Origin of the sequence: Deminuibacter soli (genome assembly GCF_003412455.1) — a bacterium.
Taxonomy (GTDB): Bacteria; Bacteroidota; Bacteroidia; order Chitinophagales; family Chitinophagaceae; genus Deminuibacter; species Deminuibacter soli.
In genome coordinates this window covers 789,483-809,508 of the sequence record NZ_QTJU01000001.1, presented here as the reverse complement: position 1 = coordinate 809,508, position 20,026 = coordinate 789,483, and the positions used below count along the sequence as shown (strand labels likewise).

Annotated in this window: 21 protein-coding genes; 19 read left to right on the top strand and 2 right to left on the bottom strand. The window is 47.5% G+C overall.

Annotation, left to right across the window (positions count from 1 at the left end):
• Positions 1-277: 277 nt before the first annotated feature.
• Positions 278-451 (top strand): hypothetical protein, encoded by a 174-nt coding sequence (locus DXN05_RS24455; RefSeq protein ID WP_158559111.1) that lies wholly within the window; start codon positions 278-280, stop codon positions 449-451.
• Positions 438-866, top strand: a complete 429-nt coding sequence (locus DXN05_RS03475) for a hypothetical protein (RefSeq protein WP_116845802.1) — start codon at positions 438-440, stop codon at positions 864-866. The genes DXN05_RS24455 and DXN05_RS03475 overlap by 14 nt, the downstream gene beginning before the upstream one ends.
• A gap of 179 nt (positions 867-1,045) precedes the next feature.
• Here DXN05_RS03475 and DXN05_RS03470 read toward each other — a convergent pair whose 3' ends face one another.
• Positions 1,046-1,315, bottom strand: a complete 270-nt coding sequence (locus DXN05_RS03470; protein ID WP_116845801.1) for a hypothetical protein — start codon at positions 1,313-1,315, stop codon at positions 1,046-1,048.
• 32 nt (positions 1,316-1,347) lie between these two features.
• Between DXN05_RS03470 and DXN05_RS03465 the strand changes: the two genes are divergently transcribed.
• From DXN05_RS03465 to DXN05_RS03455, 3 genes are read left to right on the top strand one after another with little or no spacing between them, the layout of a single operon-like run.
• A complete protein-coding gene (locus tag DXN05_RS03465) occupies positions 1,348-2,031 on the top strand; it encodes a hypothetical protein (protein WP_116845800.1) in 684 nt (227 codons plus the stop codon).
• Positions 2,032-2,070: 39 nt separating this feature from the next.
• Entirely contained in the window at positions 2,071-2,358 is a 288-nt protein-coding gene (locus DXN05_RS03460; RefSeq protein ID WP_147313826.1) for a hypothetical protein, read from the top strand.
• Between the two features lie 10 nt (positions 2,359-2,368).
• Complete coding sequence (locus DXN05_RS03455; protein WP_147313825.1) at positions 2,369-2,740, top strand: hypothetical protein; 372 nt, start codon at positions 2,369-2,371, stop codon at positions 2,738-2,740.
• Positions 2,741-3,179: 439 nt separating this feature from the next.
• On the opposite strand, the gene DXN05_RS03450 is transcribed toward DXN05_RS03455, so the two are convergent.
• Positions 3,180-4,007, bottom strand: coding sequence for a hypothetical protein (locus tag DXN05_RS03450; protein WP_116845797.1), 828 nt, complete (start codon positions 4,005-4,007; stop codon positions 3,180-3,182).
• A gap of 107 nt (positions 4,008-4,114) precedes the next feature.
• Between DXN05_RS03450 and DXN05_RS03445 the strand changes: the two genes are divergently transcribed.
• The 14 genes from DXN05_RS03445 to DXN05_RS03380 all read left to right on the top strand — a co-directional run bounded on the left by DXN05_RS03445 (position 4,115) and on the right by DXN05_RS03380 (position 19,999).
• Positions 4,115-4,732: a terminase small subunit gene (locus DXN05_RS03445; RefSeq protein ID WP_116845796.1), complete on the top strand. Its 618-nt coding sequence runs from the start codon at positions 4,115-4,117 to the stop codon at positions 4,730-4,732.
• Between the two features lie 28 nt (positions 4,733-4,760).
• Complete coding sequence (locus DXN05_RS03440) at positions 4,761-6,308, top strand: terminase large subunit domain-containing protein (RefSeq protein WP_158559110.1); 1,548 nt, start codon at positions 4,761-4,763, stop codon at positions 6,306-6,308.
• A gap of 159 nt (positions 6,309-6,467) precedes the next feature.
• On the top strand, positions 6,468-7,244 hold the full coding sequence (locus tag DXN05_RS03435; RefSeq protein WP_116845794.1) for a hypothetical protein: 777 nt from the start codon (positions 6,468-6,470) through the stop codon (positions 7,242-7,244).
• Between the two features lie 2 nt (positions 7,245-7,246).
• Entirely contained in the window at positions 7,247-7,954 is a 708-nt protein-coding gene (locus DXN05_RS03430) for a hypothetical protein (RefSeq protein ID WP_116845793.1), read from the top strand.
• Between the two features lie 198 nt (positions 7,955-8,152).
• The gene (locus DXN05_RS03425) at positions 8,153-8,581 is read left to right on the top strand and encodes a hypothetical protein (RefSeq protein WP_147313824.1); all 429 of its coding nucleotides are present in this window, start codon (positions 8,153-8,155) and stop codon (positions 8,579-8,581) included.
• Positions 8,578-8,940: a hypothetical protein gene (locus DXN05_RS03420; RefSeq protein ID WP_116845791.1), complete on the top strand. Its 363-nt coding sequence runs from the start codon at positions 8,578-8,580 to the stop codon at positions 8,938-8,940. Before DXN05_RS03425 ends, DXN05_RS03420 begins: the two co-directional genes overlap by 4 nt.
• Positions 8,933-9,592: a hypothetical protein gene (locus DXN05_RS03415; RefSeq protein ID WP_116845790.1), complete on the top strand. Its 660-nt coding sequence runs from the start codon at positions 8,933-8,935 to the stop codon at positions 9,590-9,592. Before DXN05_RS03420 ends, DXN05_RS03415 begins: the two co-directional genes overlap by 8 nt.
• A complete protein-coding gene (locus tag DXN05_RS03410) occupies positions 9,592-9,855 on the top strand; it encodes a hypothetical protein (RefSeq protein ID WP_116845789.1) in 264 nt (87 codons plus the stop codon). The genes DXN05_RS03415 and DXN05_RS03410 overlap by 1 nt, the downstream gene beginning before the upstream one ends.
• Positions 9,852-10,343, top strand: a complete 492-nt coding sequence (locus DXN05_RS03405) for a hypothetical protein (RefSeq protein WP_116845788.1) — start codon at positions 9,852-9,854, stop codon at positions 10,341-10,343. Before DXN05_RS03410 ends, DXN05_RS03405 begins: the two co-directional genes overlap by 4 nt.
• A gap of 41 nt (positions 10,344-10,384) precedes the next feature.
• Complete coding sequence (locus tag DXN05_RS03400) at positions 10,385-11,626, top strand: hypothetical protein (protein ID WP_147313823.1); 1,242 nt, start codon at positions 10,385-10,387, stop codon at positions 11,624-11,626.
• The gene (locus DXN05_RS03395; protein WP_116845786.1) at positions 11,626-14,079 is read left to right on the top strand and encodes a hypothetical protein; all 2,454 of its coding nucleotides are present in this window, start codon (positions 11,626-11,628) and stop codon (positions 14,077-14,079) included. Before DXN05_RS03400 ends, DXN05_RS03395 begins: the two co-directional genes overlap by 1 nt.
• Positions 14,080-14,082: 3 nt before the next feature.
• Positions 14,083-19,074: a phage tail tape measure protein gene (locus DXN05_RS03390; protein ID WP_116845785.1), complete on the top strand. Its 4,992-nt coding sequence runs from the start codon at positions 14,083-14,085 to the stop codon at positions 19,072-19,074.
• The gene (locus tag DXN05_RS03385) at positions 19,074-19,763 is read left to right on the top strand and encodes a hypothetical protein (protein WP_116845784.1); all 690 of its coding nucleotides are present in this window, start codon (positions 19,074-19,076) and stop codon (positions 19,761-19,763) included. Before DXN05_RS03390 ends, DXN05_RS03385 begins: the two co-directional genes overlap by 1 nt.
• Positions 19,760-19,999, top strand: a complete 240-nt coding sequence (locus tag DXN05_RS03380) for a hypothetical protein (RefSeq protein ID WP_116845783.1) — start codon at positions 19,760-19,762, stop codon at positions 19,997-19,999. Before DXN05_RS03385 ends, DXN05_RS03380 begins: the two co-directional genes overlap by 4 nt.
• Positions 20,000-20,026 lie beyond the last annotated feature (27 nt).

Sequence of the window (20,026 nt, the reverse complement as noted above, 5' to 3'; positions counted from 1 at the left end):
TAAGCATTCATTAGAATGCTTTTTAGATGCAGTTATCCGAAACGGGGGCCTAACTGCAGATGAAGCAAAAAAGGCTTTTGATGAATTGCCGCATTCTCCATACGGGGGATTTGAAAGTAAGATTGATAAGTCCCTGTGGCCCACTCAATAGGCTTCCATTGCCGAAAGCAGGATAAAACCTGATAAACTCCCGGTTTTATCCTGCTTCTCCTATACATAATTTTCATAAAAACAACTCATGTTCAACGTAGTAAAATTGACAGCACGAGCTACAAAAATGCTTACTGTGTGTGGCGGAACGCTTGCGCAGCGGCAGGAAGCTGCTGTGCAGATAATAGAAATGTTTTTGGCCGAAGTAGTGAAAGGCGGTGGCCTTTCATCTGACCAGGCAAAGGAATTAATTAATGTAAATCCAAACGGGCGCGGCACGCAACAAAATGGCAATCCTTAATTACACAACAAAAATAGACAGCCATAAAACCGTTAGTGAAATACAGCAGCTGCTTGCTAAGAATGGCGCCTCTAAAATTATTCTGGACCACAACGCCAATGGTGATCCGGTCGCTCTTACTTTCTGCCTTAGCTGGAATGGTAGCGTTGCTGCTTATATCCTGCCTTGTAACTATGACGGCGTGAAGCGAGCTATGCTGAAAAGTAAAAACATACCTAGATCGCAATGCACGGATGCACAGGCGCTTCGTGTAGCCTGGCGAATCGTTAAGGATTGGGTTGAAGCTCAACTAGCCATTATACAGGCGGAGATTGCCAGCATGCCTGAGGTGTTTTTGCCATATGCTGTTACCAAATCGGGCAATACGCTTTATAAACATATTGAAGAAAACGGATCCAATTTATTAACGAATTAACCGGCCCAATGGGCAAGGAATAAATCATGAAAAGCAAATTCTGGTACTTCATTCACAACCTCATAGCCCAACCACTGCTGGTTACGCGAACAACCTGGGCTAACCGCTTCTACGATTAGACAGCGGAAAAAATTTGAAACTGGCCGCCTACACGACGGCCGGAAATGGAATGAAATACCTCAAAGTCCATTCAATTTGGCAAGCCTATAGCTATCTATAGCCTGCCAGATAGCCGTTTTGATCTCTAAATCTCTTGCTCCGCTTGAAATACCCGTTGAAATAAAATTACCATCGTCGGAAATTTGTAAAGGATTCGGGTATTCACTGCTCAGCTCGGGATCAGCAATAGTAGCCCAATAGAAATGTGGCATTCGGGATGTAGAAACGCGTACCTCAATATTTCTGTCCTTCCCCTCGAACTCAAATGTAGTTGTGAAGTCGTCCATCATTTTTCATTAAATATATAAAACAAAATTTACTAATGCAAGCACCAAAGCATTATGCAATAGCTTTTATTGTAGAGCTAGTAAAAGCCATTTTGGCCGGTCTTAAAACACAAACCAGACGTGTCCTGCTGAAACAGCCCTCATCAACGGCGACATTTGTTCGATATGATACTATCGGGCAGGCACTTTTCAGCGATGGCACAGTAGTTCCATTCCCTTTTGGCAGAATCGGTTCAGTGTTATGGGTAAGAGAAGAACATTTCAGGTATGGCCATTGGGAGCCGGTTAAAGACGTGCTGACTAATACCGGTAAACAGAAATGGGAGTTTGTTGGCGATACCGAGGAAGTTAGATTCGACACTGCGGGAATGGCGTTCCCGATATTCACAGCGCGCTCTAAAAGCAATCCTACAAAACCATACTGGCACAAACGCTTGGCCCGGTTCATGTTCCGAAAGCATGCACGTGTATTTCTCAGGGTGACAGGTTATAGTGTTGAGCGGCTCCAGGATATATCTGAAGCGGATGCCAAGGCTGAGGGTGTGCTAAGAATATCAGCCGGTGGCTTTGGTCGATCTGGGGAAGAATGGAAGAATTATCGAAACATCATGCCTCTTCGTACTGCAAAACAATCATTCCAATCGCTTTGGGAGAGTATTAACGGCGTAGACAGCTGGGCAGCCAATCCATGGGTATGGGTAATCGAATTTGATCGGTAAACCTCTTTTCTCGCAACAAAAAACAAATAGAAGTCAAACATGGACTATTTAATTGACGGCAGAAAATTTTCCTTGAGCTACAGCGAGCTGAAAGATCATTATGCTCGCTTTTTAGTCATGACAGATGACGAGTTTATGAAAAACATACTGTCGGCTGCTCACCTCGCCTGTATTATCAGCTACCTTAAAGAGTTATCAATCACCAACACAGTTGGTGACCTGGGTATTGTTCACCAGCTGATACATTTGGCTGCAGGTACAGAAGGGCCCTGTGTTAACATCTCTGAAATCAGGGAGGAATTTAAAACGTTATTGCTGTTGTCGTAATATCAAAACAATGAAACAATATACCTGCACCTGCCATATTGATATGGGTACCGCCGACTTTATTGTCGAAAGAAATGCCCAGCAAGTGACGCTACAGCTGCCAGAGCATAGTGCTGAAAGAGTTCGCCGGTTGAAAGATGGCCTGCCGCCGACCGTTTCAATTGACCCATGCATAGTTGAGTGTATCAAGGAGCTGTGGGAAAACGGGATTGAAACAACAGGTTGCTGCTGCGGCCATCGCCGGCAACGGGCATGGGTAAATGTGGCATCTTCGAGCTACGAAAAAATGTACGAACTGGGGTATGAGCTGAAAATGCCTGAATTAATTCGACCGGGCGTAGTGCATGGTCTATACACCTTTTATCTCGGACGGCGTTGGTAGATAACGGGAAACCGTAAATACCTTCCATAACCTTGCAGTATACTGCACTCAAAACAATGATGAGGATAACGACGATATTTATATTCGCAGTTCTTTTTCCAGTGCATACCAAAAAGTCCGCTTTGCCAGTGCATGATATAGATGCGGCAGACGGTGCGATAAAACAGATTACTCACAATGGCTTCGTGAAAGGTGGGGCTATATTTCGTTATGCAAAAGATTATTGAGCTATGCCAAAATCAAGACTGGTTAAGTGGATGTGTAGCTATCCTGGCTGTAAACGTTATGTTCGGCTTTGGGATATTAAACAACATCCCATTTACTTTATTGGAATAATGAGCAACCTAATTGCAGATATAAGTAAGCAGAAGATTAGCTGTAGTAAGCATGGAAACTGCAGGACAAATAACCAAGGCAAATCTTGCTGAATTTTTTTTCGTTATTCTTTCAAAAAATCTCTGTACGGTCGTGGCTTCCCGTTTATAGTAAAGCTTTCCTTTGATTTTGTATAGTTATTTTCATTAATTAGGTAAATTGGATAATAGACATAGTTTCCTCCACGCCAGGAAATAGAGGCAATGTATCCAGCAAATGAACTTTCTTTAACCTTCTGGGTAGATGAATACATTTTTACCGAATCTCCCGGCCCTAAGTAAGCGATAGTTCCTAGCGGCATTAAACCTTCATAAGGATGACCCATTATATCTTCAATTCGGTAATTAATTGAAACGATAGGATATTTACCAGTGTTCTTTAAATACATAAATGATTGGAAACTAGTTTCCATAAGTGTTTTCGTGTACGCAGGTAGGTTTTGAATTACCGGCCGTATTATTATTTTGGGGGCAGATTTATCGCCCATTGATTGAAAAGCATACTCTTTCGCCTGGACCGAGATTTCGTTCTCTTTATCCAGTAGTTTACTTTGTAAAAGGGAAAGTTTTTTCAAACTGTCTATTATAGTTAAAGAAGTAGCCAGGGCCGTGTCGCTTTTTTGTAAAAGCCTTTTAGATGAATCCAGATTTGTATGGAGCAATAAATTTATTGTATCTCTGGCATTTTTTAGCTTGGCATCGGCTTCGTTAGCTGCAATATGGCCACTTACACTAGTCGCCAATGCTATAAGCGCGCCTACGATTGCAGCGATTAACAGCCCATGACGGGTTAGCTTCTGGAACTGGGAATTCTCTTTCAAAAAGTTTAAGTAACCAACTAATATCAAGGTTAGAGCTGCACAAATGACGCCTGCATAAAACCAAAATTCCATAATTTATGAGTGTTGCCGCGTAAACATATAAATATCTGCTCATACTTGCAAGACAAAACATTAGCTATAAAGTAATTAAAATAATTATTTTATAGCTAAATTTACGTGTGCAGAAAGGAAACCGTAAAATATCGAGGGAAAAAGGTGTGGAACTGGTGGCTGATGCTCTTTTTTTGGGCACGCAAACCAAGGAAATAGTACGGAACCTTACTGAAACTTACGGTGTCAGTAAATCCACTGTCGAAAAGTGGATGACAGCCGCCAGGCCAACAGTAGATAAAAGACTGGCCGAAGCTGAAGCCATACGCAGGCGTGAACAGGAAGCCGTTATTGCCGAATCCGCAAAAAAACTTCACATCACCAAGGAGCGCGTGCTGGAAGAGCTCGCCAAAATTGCCTTCTTCGATATCCGCAAAGCCTATAACGTTGACAGTGGCCTGAAAAGCATACATGAACTGGACGAGGATGTTGCAGCAGTAATGGCTGGCATCGAATCCTACGACGTAAAAGAGCCGGAAAGCGGTATGGTGCTGGGCACAACGCAGAAAGTAAAGCTGCTCAACAAGCTTACCGCGCTGGAGGCGATCTGTAAAATCATGGGTTATAATGCACCGGTGGAAGCACGCCACACCGGCAGGGACGGCGGACCTATTCAAACAGAAACCAATGCCACCGTTTTAATTATGCCATCCAACGGAAGGGAGGTGAAGAATGCGGGAAATTAGGCCTCAACCTGGTTTTCAGGAAAAGTTCTTGTCATCATCCGCGGACATTGTGGTGGGTGGCTCAGGTGCCGGCGTGGGCAAAACCTTTGCGGAGCTGCTGGAGCCGCTCAGGCATAAAGATGTGGCACGCTTCAACGCTATCTTTTTCCGCAGGACCACCGTACAGATTACCAACCCGGGTGGCCTGTGGGATGAAGCCAGCGAGCTGTACCCGCTGTTCGCAGGCATACCGAACCAGCAGAAGCTTCGGTGGACCTTCCCATCCGGTGCGCTATTCAAGTTCAGCCACCTGGAGCATGAGTTTACCATATATGAGCACCAGGGTGCACAGTACTGCCTCATCATCTTCGACGAGCTTACCCACTTTACCAAAAAGCAATTTATCTACATGCTTTCCCGCAACCGGTCCGTTTGCGGCGTTAAGCCTTACGTACGGTCATCATGCAACCCGGACCCTGATAGCTTTGTTGCTGATATGATAGAATGGTGGATCGACCAGGACGAGCGCCTGGAGAATGGTGAGCTCAACCCGCGTTACGGTTATCCGATTCCTGAGCGTATTGGAGTAATACGCTACTTCCTGGTTGATAACGACGAGTTTGTCTGGGGAGATACCAAGGAGGAGGTGATATCAAAATGCCCGCACATATTTGAGAACCCGGCAAACCAGGTGATCGATGCCGAGCACTTTGTTAAATCCCTCACATTCATTCCCGGCAGCATCTATGAGAATAAAAAGCTCATCGAGAAAAATCCGGAATACCTGGGCAACCTGATGGCGCTGGATGAGGTGGAAAAGATACGCCTGCTAGGTGGAAACTGGAAAATAAAGATAGACCCGAACTGTCTATTCAATGCCAAAGCCCTGACTGATATGTTTTCGAACGTCTACCCATCCAATACCAATCAGCGCTACATCACCTGCGATGCCGCCCGGTTTGGTCAAGACCTGGAAACGATATGGATATGGTACGGATGGAAGGTAGTTAAGCTGATTATACTCTCAAAGTCCGACGCCCAGGAAACAGTGGATGTAATCGAAAAGGAGCGTGAGCGCTACGCTATACCGAAAGGAAAGGTAATCGTTGACCAGGACGGCGTGGGTGGCGGTGTGGTTAAGCTGGGCGGCTATATCGGCTTTTCCGGTGACGCCCCGCCGCTGGAAGATGCCGGCACCAGAAATGACCGAGGCGAAATGGTAAAGGAGAACTACAAAAACAGGAAAACCCAATTCTACTACCGGTATGCCGAGAAGGTAAACAACGATGAGGTAAGCATGGCCCTGTCCACCGACAACGTTTATATCGATGGCTACCCTGGATTGAAGATAAAGCTGAAGGGTAGGATGTACGATGTACGGGACCTTATCAAACAAGACCACCGTGCCATTCGTAGTACGAAACAGGATGAATACGGCAAAAAGCAAATCAATCCCAAGTCAGAACAGAAGACCCTGCTGCGCGGCCGGTCGCCAGACTTTTCCGACGGCTCCATGCTGCGCGTACACTTCGACTTCAACACTGGCAATATCCGCACAGCCACACCGGGGCCAAAGTCCATACTGGACCAAATATAAAAAAGCCACTGATTTCAGTGGCTTTTCCAAAAACTGCATGGCCGGTTAACACATCAACACTACATCACCAAATGCATTATTGTGTTTGAAACGTGAAGATAAGTAATAATTATTTTAATTACATTTGTATTGAAATAATTATTCACGAAAACTTCAGTAATGAGCCATCCACAGAAAACAAACATCGAAGCTGCTATTGTTTCGTTGAAAACTGCTAAGGCAGATATCGAGCAATACCTGGCACACTCCACCACCCGCACATTCTGCCTGCGCGCCACAAGCAGCCTGGACAAAGAAATCAACATGCTTTCTGCATTGGTCGGTGCAGACCTGGCTACCGCCGAGCCTGGCGGCCGTAAACCGTTAACACATGTACTGGGCAGGCCTGTTGCCAGTACGCACGCTGTAGGGGCCTCTCTTACGCCTGCAGAAGCTGTTAAGACCGCTGAACAGGCAGCTGTGTCAGAGCTTAGAGCAAAAGCTGAAGAATTGTACCAGCTGCTGCCGAGCATGGAAAATGATGCATTGCTGGATACATATTCGGAAATCGAGCTGCGTGCTGTGGGTAAAAAAGCCGGACTACCGGTTACAGACACCGAACCGGCGAAGATTGATGGTAACTTTTTAAACACAGTGCGCGAAGCCATCGCTGAAACGGCCAGGATTGCTGCAGCAGCAGATAATCCCAATGTCCTGGCCGCTGAACAGGCAGCCAGGATTGCGGAAATAAAAGGCTTACTGGAAGACATCGCAGCACAAAAGAATGTAACATACCCAGCGTTCAACAAAGCACAATCTGAAGCCAATGCGGACGGTCTCACTGCTGCGCAGAAAAAAGCAGCAAAACAAAAGGTTGACGAGCTGGCCGCCAAGATGGACGCACTGCATGCCGATGAAATAAGCCTTACCGAAGAACTGAAAAGCATGGAGGGTTAACCATGCAGGTAACCATCAACGATAAGCTGCACGACGTGCCTTTCGACCTTGCTGATATATCGCTGGGCCAATACTTGGAATATCACCAGCAATATGGCCGTGAGCTGGATGAGGCCATGCAAGTAATTGCCAAAAAGGAATATGATGGGGATCAGGATGATACCGACCTGTTGCGGCAAATGGATATCGATGCCCATATCGACAATGAGGCGCTGGCCTGGTTTTCCTTCTGGACCAAGCATGACCTTTTCGACGTGCGGCAGGCGCCACTCATACAGCCTTTGCTTGACCGGTACCGGCTATTTCGTTCAATCCTGCAGCAGGCATTCACCGAGGCGCAGCAGCTGCCGGCGTCAGTCCTGTGGAATGGAGATGAATGGACTATCCAGGACTTTAAGATCAACCCGGCGAGCTCGATGTCATTCAACGAGGTAATCACGGCGAAAGAAGTAATGCGGCAACTGCACACGCTGGGGAAAGGCCGCTGGGAGGCAATGCCATATCTGTGCGCGGTTTACTTCAGGAAAAAGGACGAGGCGTTTACGGATGACATGGTAATTGAAGGCGGTGAGCGCTTAACGTTGATGCAGCAGCTACCTATGCCTTACGTGTGCCAGGTAGCTTTTTTTTTGACCATCTGTGTGCATACCTGGATGACCACTTTAGCGTATTCGCAGGAGGAAGTGCAGGAGATGCCAAACCTGAATTAACGGAACACTATCAGAAATGGGGATGGATAAACTTCCTTTCTTCCATCGCAGAGACAAAGGTTTTTGACATACCGGGCAGCGGCCTTGACAGTATTGAGTGTGCAAAACAGGCAAAGGCTTTTAAGGTATTGACTTTTGCCAGCGAGAAACGCGACTTCGATGTCGCGGTAAAAAATGCCTACAAAACCACAACATAACATGCAACAACTACAATTGAACAGACAGCAACAAATCGAATTTGGCCAGCAGCTTAACGACGAACTGGAAAAACACTTTATGTCCTGGACACCCGAACTAAGTGAATGGTATGGGTTTGCCAAAGAGGCATTGTGCAAGGCCAGTATCCAGCAGCTGCAGGTACCAGCGGATAAATACGAGCAGTTGTTTGAAACCATACCGCAGGGAATAAACCTCAACGTGGTGATGGTGCTGGCAAACAATCTTGATGCGCGCACTCCGGCTGACTTCCATATAAGCCCTCAGCAGTTCGCCCATTTAGTAAAGCTCAACGCGGCCATAGGTGCTCAATGGGAAGCCCAGGTTGCGCCGGTGCGCGACCAGCTGATCAAGCGGTTCAAGATTATGCAGAACAAACCAGGTATTCACTTAATCCAGGGTGAAGCATGAGTGTAATATTATCAATTGCCCTCATTGTGCTTTTCCTGCACGCCTGTACTTGGGATGGAATGATTCTGTCCTGGGTGCATTACCTGCTGGAAAATGCACCTGTATGGCTGCGTAAGCCTATTTATGACTGCCCTGCATGTATGACACCCTGGTGGGGCTACCTGGTGCTGTATCTGGGCAACAGGGTCGGCTTTTGGGAAGTGCACCTAACATCAGTGCCGTTTGTTCTGGCCATCGCTGCCGGTATTAACGTGGTGCTTAGCACGCTGCTGATTTTCCTGCGGGACGGGCAGAAGAGAAAATGTAATTGCGATCGCAAAGCTCGTTTAGGCATCTTAAATGAAGACAACAATGGATGAACTTTTTTTATACGACCGGGATAAAGGGCTGTTTAAGCAGTTGCTTTTGCAGTCATCTGTAATGCAGGGGCGGTACCATGTTTCGCCTGATTATGGGTATGACCTCAATACAAATAACCTGGGCGCCTACATAAGCGATCCGGCAAGTGGCAGCAAAACGCCTTTGCAGAAATACCCATTGTGTGTGTGCATCACACCCCGCAGTAGGCTGGTAAAGGTAAATGGCGCTGATTGGGAGCAGTTCAGCTTCACCCTGTTTTTCCTTTGCAAGTCGTTTGTATCCGGCACCAACCAGCTGAAGGCGCCCGATGCTGCGACCAACACCAGCAAGCACCAGGTGTGGGAAGATTGGAAGGACATGAAGGAGTGTGCCGGCAATTTCTGGGTGTTGCTGCAGCAGGTAATCCTGAAAAGTGCCGCCCTGTTGAAAGGAGTGCCTGTCAGCATGCGCAGTGTGCTGAACGTTGATTTCGACCGACCAGCGGAGATTGCCCGCATCAGCAGATTCGGCAGCGACGATATTACCGGTGTATCACTACAGTTTCTCATCAACATGTATGCGGACGGTTGCCAGCTGAATGATTATCCTGATGATGTACTGAACAAGATCACCGTACCCCCATTAGAAATTCACCCAATACACAAACACTGATGCCAGACTTTTTGACCATAGCGGCCAGGCGGGTGCCGGCGCGAATCAGGAAAATAATACTGCAGGAAAGGTTTATCGATAAGGCCGTGAATCTGCAGGAGCAAAACAGCCCCATGGAATACCTCTTCGATGTGTACGAAGAGTTCCTGGACCCGGCCGGCGAGTTCGACGACTTTGGTTGTCACAAATGCCGCGGGCACATACTGGAGCAATGGCGCAGGCTTAAACCGCATCTTGAAAACCTTCAATTGCAAGAACGATGAATACCGGTAAACTCAGCCAGTTAAACCTGGAAATTATCAGCAACATTAAGCAGGAGCTGCGCCTGCAGGGCCACTTTCTTACTGGCGCTCTGGAGCAGTCACTGCATGACGCTATTGCGCAATTGCCGGACGGTGTAGACCTGCAGGCGACTGCACTGGGTTATATCGAAGATCTGGAGAAGGGCGTTCCTAGTAACCATATCGCTATTGATGCCACTTCCATTGCAGCCATGACCAGGTATGTACAGCTGCGCATGGGATACAAAGGAAAGCAGGCCACAAAGGTGGCTATTGCGATACTGAAAAAGCAGCAAAAGGAAGGGATGCCCACACGCAACAGCTACCAATTCTCCAAGACCGGGAACAGGCTGGAATCAGTCGCTGACACCTTTTACAAAAACGATAACAGGTATACCGGCATGATCGATAACGTGGTTATTGGTGAGCTGGATGCTGAATTCAATAAAACAAAAAGCGGGATAGTGTAATGGCAATCGTATCCATCATAACACAGCCGGCGGCAAACGCTTTGACTGCAGCATACCGGCCCGTAGCGCTCACTGTGCGGGCGCAAAGGACCGACGGCCAGGCCGTGCCACCCGTTGTATACTGCGATATTTATTTTGGCGGCACGTATTATAAAACCGTAGCTAAAACTCAGTATGCTCAGCTTAATAGCACAGACAGCGACTGGTTTTTCGATATCGAGGATGCCGCGCAGGAGTTTTTGCAGTCGTCAATAGCGGATAACGGCTATCCCGGTATATACTGGTATCAGCATGCAATGGCAACCACCTTTTGCCGGTTCAGAAGTAGCGGATATGATCCAAACGGGTTTATTGTACCGGAAGGCACGGTACCTGTTCAGGGTACCGGTGGGACATCGCCTGTACCAGGTACGGGCACACAATCGAACAGTTTTTTTGTATTAAACTGCCAGCTGCAGCATACAGACAATCAGGACTTGGCCACGCACCTGCGTTACCAGTTTGCCAACACGTTCACACCTGGTGCTGCCACGCATGCATTACCGTTAACGCACCGGCCATACCGGTACAATGTTGGCCTGAATGATTCAGACAGTTATCCATTTGTAAGCACGCAGGCCCAGGTATTAAAGCTCCTGCGAATAAAATACAAGATAAAAGGAACAGGCGTTTATAACGAACGAGAAACACTGGTAGGTGACACTTTGCAGGCTGGTGTATATTCATTACCCAATGGTCCTAAGAACCTGCGGCCGCTGTTCGATTCCCTGGACTGGTCTATTATTGAAGAATACTTTTTGGAGCTTTGGAACGCAGATTCAACGCTAATTCTAACCACCTGTGTAAACAAAGTGATAGATGCTGATAATGATATTTGCCGGGTGCACTTCCTCAATTACCTGGGTACCATTGACGCAGTTACCTTTCCAAAAGCACAGATCACTCATGAAGACAAAAACGACGAGTATGTGCGGCCATTGCCTTACCCGCTGACTAAAACGGCTACTTCAGTGCAGCGCTTCAACGTCCGCAGCAATGATACGTATGAGGTACGTAGCAGGCAGTACCCCGAAGATGCACTGTCATGGCTTCAGGAGCTCAAAGATTCGCCAATGGCCTTTGTAGAATGGACCGGTACCGAGGGGCAGCCAGATTCGTACTTGCCAATTGTTGTCAACTCGTCCAAGATTGACAAACAGAAAAACCAGGCCTCGGGCGACTATGTATACACGTTCGTTATGCAATTCAAATTAGGTAACCAGAACTATTCAATCCGTACTTAATGCCACAGACCAGTAACATACGGCTGCTTATCGACGACCAGCAGGCAGACATTAACAGTGTTGATGATTTTCCAGTAACAATATCGTATAAGCTGGAAGATCCTGACAATTTCCAGGTAAAAACGTCAGCGGAGGCATTGAGCGTGCAGCTGCCGGCCACGCTTACCAATGACCGGCTGCTCAACACCTTTCATAACGCTGGTATTGAGGACCTCACTTCCGGAGAGGCCTTTAAAACCTTCAGGAAGTGTGTTGTTGAGGAAGGTGGCGTGGAGGTACTGGTAGGCAGGGCATTACTTACCAGTGCAACGCATACGGACAGGCCTGAGCAATACGAAATGAATATCTATGGGAATAATGCAGACTGGATCATTGCGCTGAAAGACACCACCCTGTACGACTTTTTGAAAGGTATCAGTTTCGGCTACTCCACGGCTAACATCATGGCCAGCTGGTCATTCGACGGCCGTAGTGCAGAGTTGCCCTACGTGTTCGCCCCGGTGCGGTACATGCTGCCCTTTGATAATATTGCCTTCGATCCGCTGGACAACACAGACCAGCGTAACGCGCATTACAACACAGACCCATCGTACCTATGCCCTTCGCTTTCGGTTTACTGGATACTGTTTAATGCTTTTAAAAGCATCGGGTACCGGATACAATCTGACTTTATGGATACTGATTATTTCAGGCGCATGGTAATGCCCTGGACTTTTGGTGCCTTCCCGTCCAGTAACGGCACGAAGCAAGATATTCACAAGTTTGTTGCAATGACCAAAAACGTCAACGATGCCGGCAATTACCTTTATGAAAGTGGCAGCCAAGATAAATGGCTACCGGCAAATGTGCTGGTTGACCCTTCACTGGTCGGTACGTTTGACAACAATGCAATAGCCAACGGACCGGCGTTCGCTGATTACAGCTACATAGAGAACAATCAGGAAATGCGCTGGACGTATCAAAACAACGCTGATTTTGGAAAACAGCGGGTCGGGCTATCATTAGAACTAAATTATTCAGGCCATGCAACGGGTAACAGCGATGGCAATGTTGCTGTTTACTGGTATAAGAATGGTGTGCCTGTTGTAAATGAGATCACGGGAAGCTCATTCGATTATCTGGTCCAGGTTGATGCTGCCTACATCACGATTGGCGGCGGGGCGTTCGCAGGTGATAACACTGCTTTTTTTTCCACCACGGTTTCGAAAGGCGACTATATAAGTGCCCGGCTGCTGGCCCATATGTTCGATTCAAAGCTGGGTAGCGTTGAATTGAAGTATCGTGTTGTATCGTTTAAATTCGAGTATTTTAAAACGCCTCTGGATAATTCCGCCCTGATAAATTTCTCTGATTACACATTCTTTAAGCAATACAAATTCACAGACTTCTTTAAAGGCCTGATTGATCTGTTCAATCTTCAGCCGCAGGCAGATCCGGTAAACAAAGTGCTTTACATTGAGCCCATGCATGCATACAGCCTGGTGCACAGCCAAGCAAACAAAACAGGAGGTTACATGAATGGCAACTACCTGGATTGGAACTTTAAACAGGATCTTAGCCAGGCCTCAAAGCTGCAGCTGTACAGCGATGCCAACCGGGAATTTGTATTCCGTTTCCGTGACGATGCTTCAGACGGCTGCCTGAAAGTGGTGGCAGACCGAATTCAAACCAACTACCAGTATAAACAGGATACCATTACCAATTCATTGAACGCTTGGGCTATTACGAAGAGCATGCTGGGAGCTGGCAAATATGTATTACCCGACCGGTTCAACAAGGATGTGACGGAAATGGAGAACAGTTTCTTTTCACCTTGCATGCATTACGTTGAAACAAACTGGAAAGGAATTACCGGTAAGGCACCGCAGTTGATTTGTATAATTCCGGAAAACATCAGTAACACCTCTGCCAGCGAAGCGGCGAATACATTTCAGCCGAAAATAGCCTGGTACAAAGGTGAAGTGAGCGGCGTTGGTGGCTGGCGCTTTAACGGCACAAACCGCACAACCATTCCATTCCTATTTTCTGTTAATTATAACGCCGGCGGGGAAAATGATCCAATCCTTTCTTATTGTGACGAGCTGATTGGTAGCGCGCATGCAGTTGGCCTCACACGCCGCTTCTTCCTGCAGCGCATGGCTATCATGCGCAATGGCCAATACTATACTACTAGCTTCCGGTTGAACAATGAGGATGTGGGCAATATTCTGCACCGGGAGCACATCATAGCCACTGGCCAGCGTTGGGAGCTGGTTGAAATACAGAATTATCGGCCCAGTAACGACCAAAGCACGCAGTGCAGCTTGCGTAAGTGGTCACCTATTACTGCAGATGACTTCAATGCTGTATACCCATCCGCAAACAGTGTAAGCGGAACCCCCAACACAACCGACATTTTCGAAACCAAATACCAGCCGCTGATGTGTTTGGCGTCTGATATACCTCAACAGTAGACCATGGCACAGAACCAGTCATTAGTGAATCGTGTGTATGATATAAAGGTGCAAGGCACTGAATCTTCGTTGAAGAACGTACAGGCACTCACCGCGGCGTTTAATAAGCTGGACCAGACCAAGCGCAAAACGGATGAGCAGCTGCAAAAGGCTGTTGCTGCCGGTAACGCTGAAGCCGTTTCCAAACTGACAGCACGCATTGCGGAGCTGGAAACGGCAATGAAGAACCTGGATAAGCAGCGGCAGCAATCGGCCAAGGAGGCGGAGATTCTGGCCCGCGCGGAAAAGCTCAGTGCAGACGCGGAGCTCCAGGCGGCCAAGGCTGCTGCGGTGCGAGCAAAATCCCTGTCGGATCAGGATAAAGAGCTGGACCGGCAGATTGCTAACCAGCAACGGCGCAATAAGCAGCAGGCTGATTCGGCGAAAGCGGTAGGAGAAAACTATTACGCCTTATTGAAGGCTTTTCGTGAGGCACAGGAGGCTTACCGGTTGTTTGATAAAAGCACCGGCGATTCAGCTGGCTTTGAAAAAGTAAAAAGGGAAGCGGTTGACGCGAAGAAAAAGCTGGATGAGTTTAGCCGAACATTGTCACCGGATGGCACGCTGGTGGGAGAGTATAAGACCGGTATTCTCAATGCGCTCAAAAATCTTGGCCTGAGTGACGTGTTGAAGCGGCAAAGGGATGACATCAATAATCAGCTTGGGCAAATAATACAAAAGAACAGGGACCTCGTTGTAGCCTATAAACAGGCACAGGCCGCCGGCGGCGATGCCTTTTCAAAAATTGACACCGAGCTCAAACACAACATTGAGCACCAGCAGAAACTGGAAGCGAACCTGCATGCAATCAATTCAACGTTGAATGACACCAATAGCATCGGTTCGCAGGTTGTCGCCGGCATTAGCCAGGGGTTTAAGAATTTAAAAAATGACATTGCACAGGTATTGCTCGGGTATGTTGGTTTTCAAGCAGCAGTGTCTGGCGTGCGCAATTTAATACACCAAAACGCCGAGCTGTCGGATAGTATCGGGCAGCTGCAGATTTACCTGCATGGGTCCAAAGATGCTGCGGAAAACCTGGTGGAAAGCCTTAAGAAGCTGGATACCCGCACATCGCTGGCCAGCCTTGTGGACATCGCAACCATTGTGGCAAAGAAGGGTGTTGCTGCAGATCAAATCACTGGCGTGACGAAGGCACTGGATCAGCTGTTTGTGGTACTGGGTAAGGAAGCCGGTGACCCGCATGAAGCTGTTTCTTCCCTGGTGAAACTCGTTAACGTGTACAGCGAGGATAAGCACGTAACTGCAGATAACATCGGGAATATCGGCGCTGCAATCCAAAAGCTGACGTCATCGGGCGTTGCTACCGGTAGGTTCCTGATCGACTTTTCCGAACGTCTTGCGGGTGTGCGCGGCATCACCGGTGTGTCTATCCAGAACGTGCTGGGGCTTGGCGCCGCCATCCAGGAACTGGGGCAGCGCTCTGAAACGGCATCAACAGCTTCTTCACAATTAATCATAAAGATTTTTGCAGACGTTCCGAAGTATGCTGCTGTTGCGGGCAAAAGCGTGGCTGAGTTCACAAAAACGTTGAATGAAAGCCCGGTTGAGGCGCTTATTCAGGTAGCTGAAGGCCTCAAAAAGGATAAGGCCAGCCTGGAAGAAATTGCCAGTGCTTTCACTGCTGCCGGTATCCATGGCGCAAGGGTGGTGGGCGTGCTGGGTGATATCGCCGGTAATGCAGAGTATATGCGTAAGCGTGTACGTGATGCAAATGCCGCATTCGGCGATCAGGCATCAATTCTTGCCGCCAACGAAATTAAACAGCACACTTTTGCCGCCACGTTGGACCGTATTGCCAAACAATTTGAGCTCATTGGCGCAAACAGGACTTTTCAGGTGTTGCTGGGGTCAATTGCAAGCTTGTTGGCCCTTATCCTTACCAATTTGGGCCCTATCATAACCGTGCTGGCCTTTTACGCAGCAGGCTGGGCTGTGGCTAATCAGGCGTTAATTATTCAACGTGGACAGCTCATCCTGGTAAATGTCCAACTCCTGGCCGGCAGGATAGCTTTGGCGGCTATCACCATTACCCAAACGCTTTTTACAGCTGCGGTGTGGTTGCTCAATGCCGCTGTTACCGCAGCAAACGCTACACTTCGGTTGTTTGGGGTGACCATTGGCGGGTTGCCTCTCAAAATAATACTGGGACTGCTGGGGTTAAGTGCTGTGGCTTTTAAAGCATTCAGCAAAAGCCTGGATGATGCCTCTGAAGCAGTTAAACGCCACAATATTGCACTTCAGCTTAATAAAGACATTCAGGCCCAGGTGGCCAAAGCAGTAGCTGATCAGGAGCTGAAGGCGAAGACACTGGCCAACGTCGTGAAAGACCTGACAATTTCGGAGCAAACAAGGCGAAAGGCGCTGCAGGACCTTATTACCATTGACCCGGTTTTTCAGAAAACACTTGTTGATGGTAAAATAAATATTGGCAACCTGAACCAGGCGCTGCTGGAATATAATAGCAACCTGGAAAAGAAAGCGACCCTGGAGGCGGCACAGGCAACGCAAAGCAGTCAGTATAATAGGCTTGTGCAGCTGCAGAATGTTCGCACATCGCTGGAAATAAAAAAGAGCACCGGCGGCGGCACTTACCAGTCGCTTACCGACGATGAAAAAGAAGCATTTAGTCTTAATGGGCTGGATAAGGCAACCATTGCCATATTCGGAAAAACAAAAATCTCTGATAAAGATTTTACCGCAGCCATAAGAAACTTGAATGAGGAAATTAAGCAGCAGGGAAGGGTGGTAGATGAGGCTACCAAAATATACGCAAGTCTATATAAGCAACAGAATACACCAGCGCCTGCGGGCAGCTCACCTAAACAGAGTGTTTTTGATCGGTTTAAAGAGCTGGTAGATAACAACGGTACTGAGGCCGATTTCAAGACGTTGCTGCAGCAGATTGAAACACAGAAAAAATCTACTGCAGTGGCCAGTAAGGAATACAAGGACCTGCTCGATCTCCAAAAAAAGGTGCAGGACTTAATAAAGCCTAAAAATCCAACATCCGGTGGCGCCTCCAAGCTAACTGCAGAACAGAAAGACCAGTTTAAAGAAATAGACGCAGCGCGCGATTTAGCCCTCGCAGAAGAAAAGCTGAGGAGAACTAAAAACGAAGTGGATGAGGCTACTTACCTGGGCAACATGCTTACCATTAATCAAAAGTATATTGACCAGAAACTGTCGTTGCTCAAAGGCAAGCAAAAGCCAGAAGAAAAGAAAGTGTACGCAGAACTGCAACTGGATCGTATTACCCAGGAACAGGAGACGAACAAAAAGCTGTTTGATATATTGGCCAAGCGTGCTCAGGATGATCTTAACCAGGCCAAGCGTTCAGCTGAAGCGCAGCGGGACCTTGTTGTTGATAATCCCAACTCGACTGAAAGCGCGAGATCAGCTGCCCGGCAGGAAGCCAATTTTCAGTTACTGGCTGCTCAGCATGGTTTCAACACCCAAATGAATGAGCTTGAAAGAAAATATGTTCAGCAGTCGAAGGATAATGAGCTGGAGAGGGCACAGGCTATAAGGGCCATTACAAAGCAGATAAAGGAAGAGCGTTTAGGAGAATTGAATGCGGAAATAAAAGATAAACAGAAATTTGGAGACGATGCAATAGGAAGAGCGAATCAAATTTTCGACGCGGCGCGGCTAAGTATAATAAATAGCAAGAAATCTAACAATAAAAAGGAAAGTGCCCTAAGCGAAATTGATACACAACAGCAGGCTTCAACACTAAGTATTGAAACTGCTACAATGGAAAAACAATTGCCTATATATCAATCTTTACTGGCAAAAAAACAGATCAGCGATAAAGAGTATGCAGACTTTTACGAGAAGTACGTGTCGAAAATAGCTGAATTGCAAAACCTGCTTAGGCAAAACATTATTAATGCCACCAAGGATGACCTTTTTAAAAATATCAATGATGTACCTGGGCTGATTCGGGCCGGTGTAACTTCCGTCTTTAAAACTGCCTTTGTTCCAAATGCTAATGATTCTGATGATGATATCAAGAAAAAAGCGGAGTTGAGGAAAGTATTAGGCGACACACTTCAGCAAACATATGCTACCGCTCAGAACGCAATGCAATCCTATTTCGATGTTGAGCGACAAAGCATTGAGAATAGCCTGAAGCTGAAGGAACGGCAGCTGGATGCCGAAAAACGCGTTACGCTGGGCAAAGCTCAAAGCGCTGCAGAACAGGACACAATCGAACGACAGTTTGCTGCCAAAAAGCTGGCCGCTGAAAAAGAAGCATTCGAGAAAAATAAGAAAATGCAAATTGCCCAGGCGGAAATCAACCTGGCCACCCAGCTGTCAAACCTGGCGGTGATTGCATTTGCTCCGAACCCGTTAAACATCGCTACCCTGGGTGCTGCCGGCGCCATTATGTACGGCGTGCAGGCTGCACTGGCCTTGGTAAACTTTGGCCTGAACGTTACCCGAATTAATGCCGCGCAGTTTGCCCGTGGTGGTCGCGTTGCTGATGTGGGCAATGGACTGATAACTACAGATCCCAACATGCCTGCCACATCCAACGGCGACAACATTTTTGCCACGGTAAAAAAGGGTGAGGTTATACTGAACGAATCGCAGCAGCGGGCAATGGGAGGCCCGGCGGCGTTCGCTGCTGCCGGAGTGCCTGGTTTTGCCGGCGGTGGTATCGCCTACCGGCCGCTGGGTGATTTCCCGCTGGGCGAGCGCCTGCAAGCGCCCTTTAATCCCGGTGCATTCCTCGGCACTGCCGCCAATCAGCCCAGCGCATATAACGCTCGGGAAATGGCTGAATTAAAGAGCATGGTGGCAAGCACGAGCCAGCAGGTCGCCGATACTGCCCAGCAAGTGCGTAACATCAAAGTGCAGGTGGTGAGCCGGGAAATGACAGCGCAGCAAAGGAAGGATTCTATTCAATCACAAATAGGGAGGTTATAATGGCGTTACCATTAACATTCGCTGAAGTAAAAGCGCAGGTGCTGCTGTTGTCTCGGCCGCTTGGCACCTGTGCGGCTTTTCACCAGGCAGTTAACGCGGGCGATTATCCGGCTTTGATTGCCGCCGCCATGGCCGTTAGCACGGTCGATATAAACCCGCTGCTGTGGCTTTTAAAAAGTGGCGGCGTCACCGATGCGTTAATTTCTGATGTTGATCAAACGGCATTGAATGCAGCTGGCATATATGCGACAGGTTCGGTATCGCTGCTTAATCCTGCAGGTGACATTACCATCATTGGTACCGCAGCGGTTACTGTGACTTTAACCGGTGTAAATGCAGTTAATATTTGGGTTGGCCGGAACGCTTCTCTGGTGCTGGAGGTTAACGATACGGCCTTCGCTGAGATAAAAACGTTCGACAATTCATCGATTTCGATTACAGTGAATGATACCGGCACGCTGTGTTTTACTGCGAAAGACCACACCACCACAATTATTACCATTAATGATACCAGCAATTCAACAGTAGAGGTCCGCAACTACACCGGGCTAACGTTGAATGCCAATGGAACCAGCTTTGCGAAAGTTACCGGCTTTCAAAATGCCGCCATGGCAATTAACACTACCGGCACGCCCACTATTATTCAAACTGCCTACCAAGGCGCAAACTTCAGCATACCAACGACATGAGGACAGATGATAAATACTATACTGATTTAGACCGTGACCTGCAGCAGCTGGCGCTGGTCGATTGGGCTGCCTTTGTGCAGCTGGTTGGTGAGGAAACAATCACTTCTGCAAAGATTTGCCTGCTCAAAACTCGCGGCAAATCACTCAATCAAATTGCTACTCGCCTCAATGTGACCAAAAACCAGGCTGAATACCGCTGCAAAAAGTGTCTGACTTATTCAGAAACAAAAGAGTAAAATAATTATACAATTATTATTTTAATA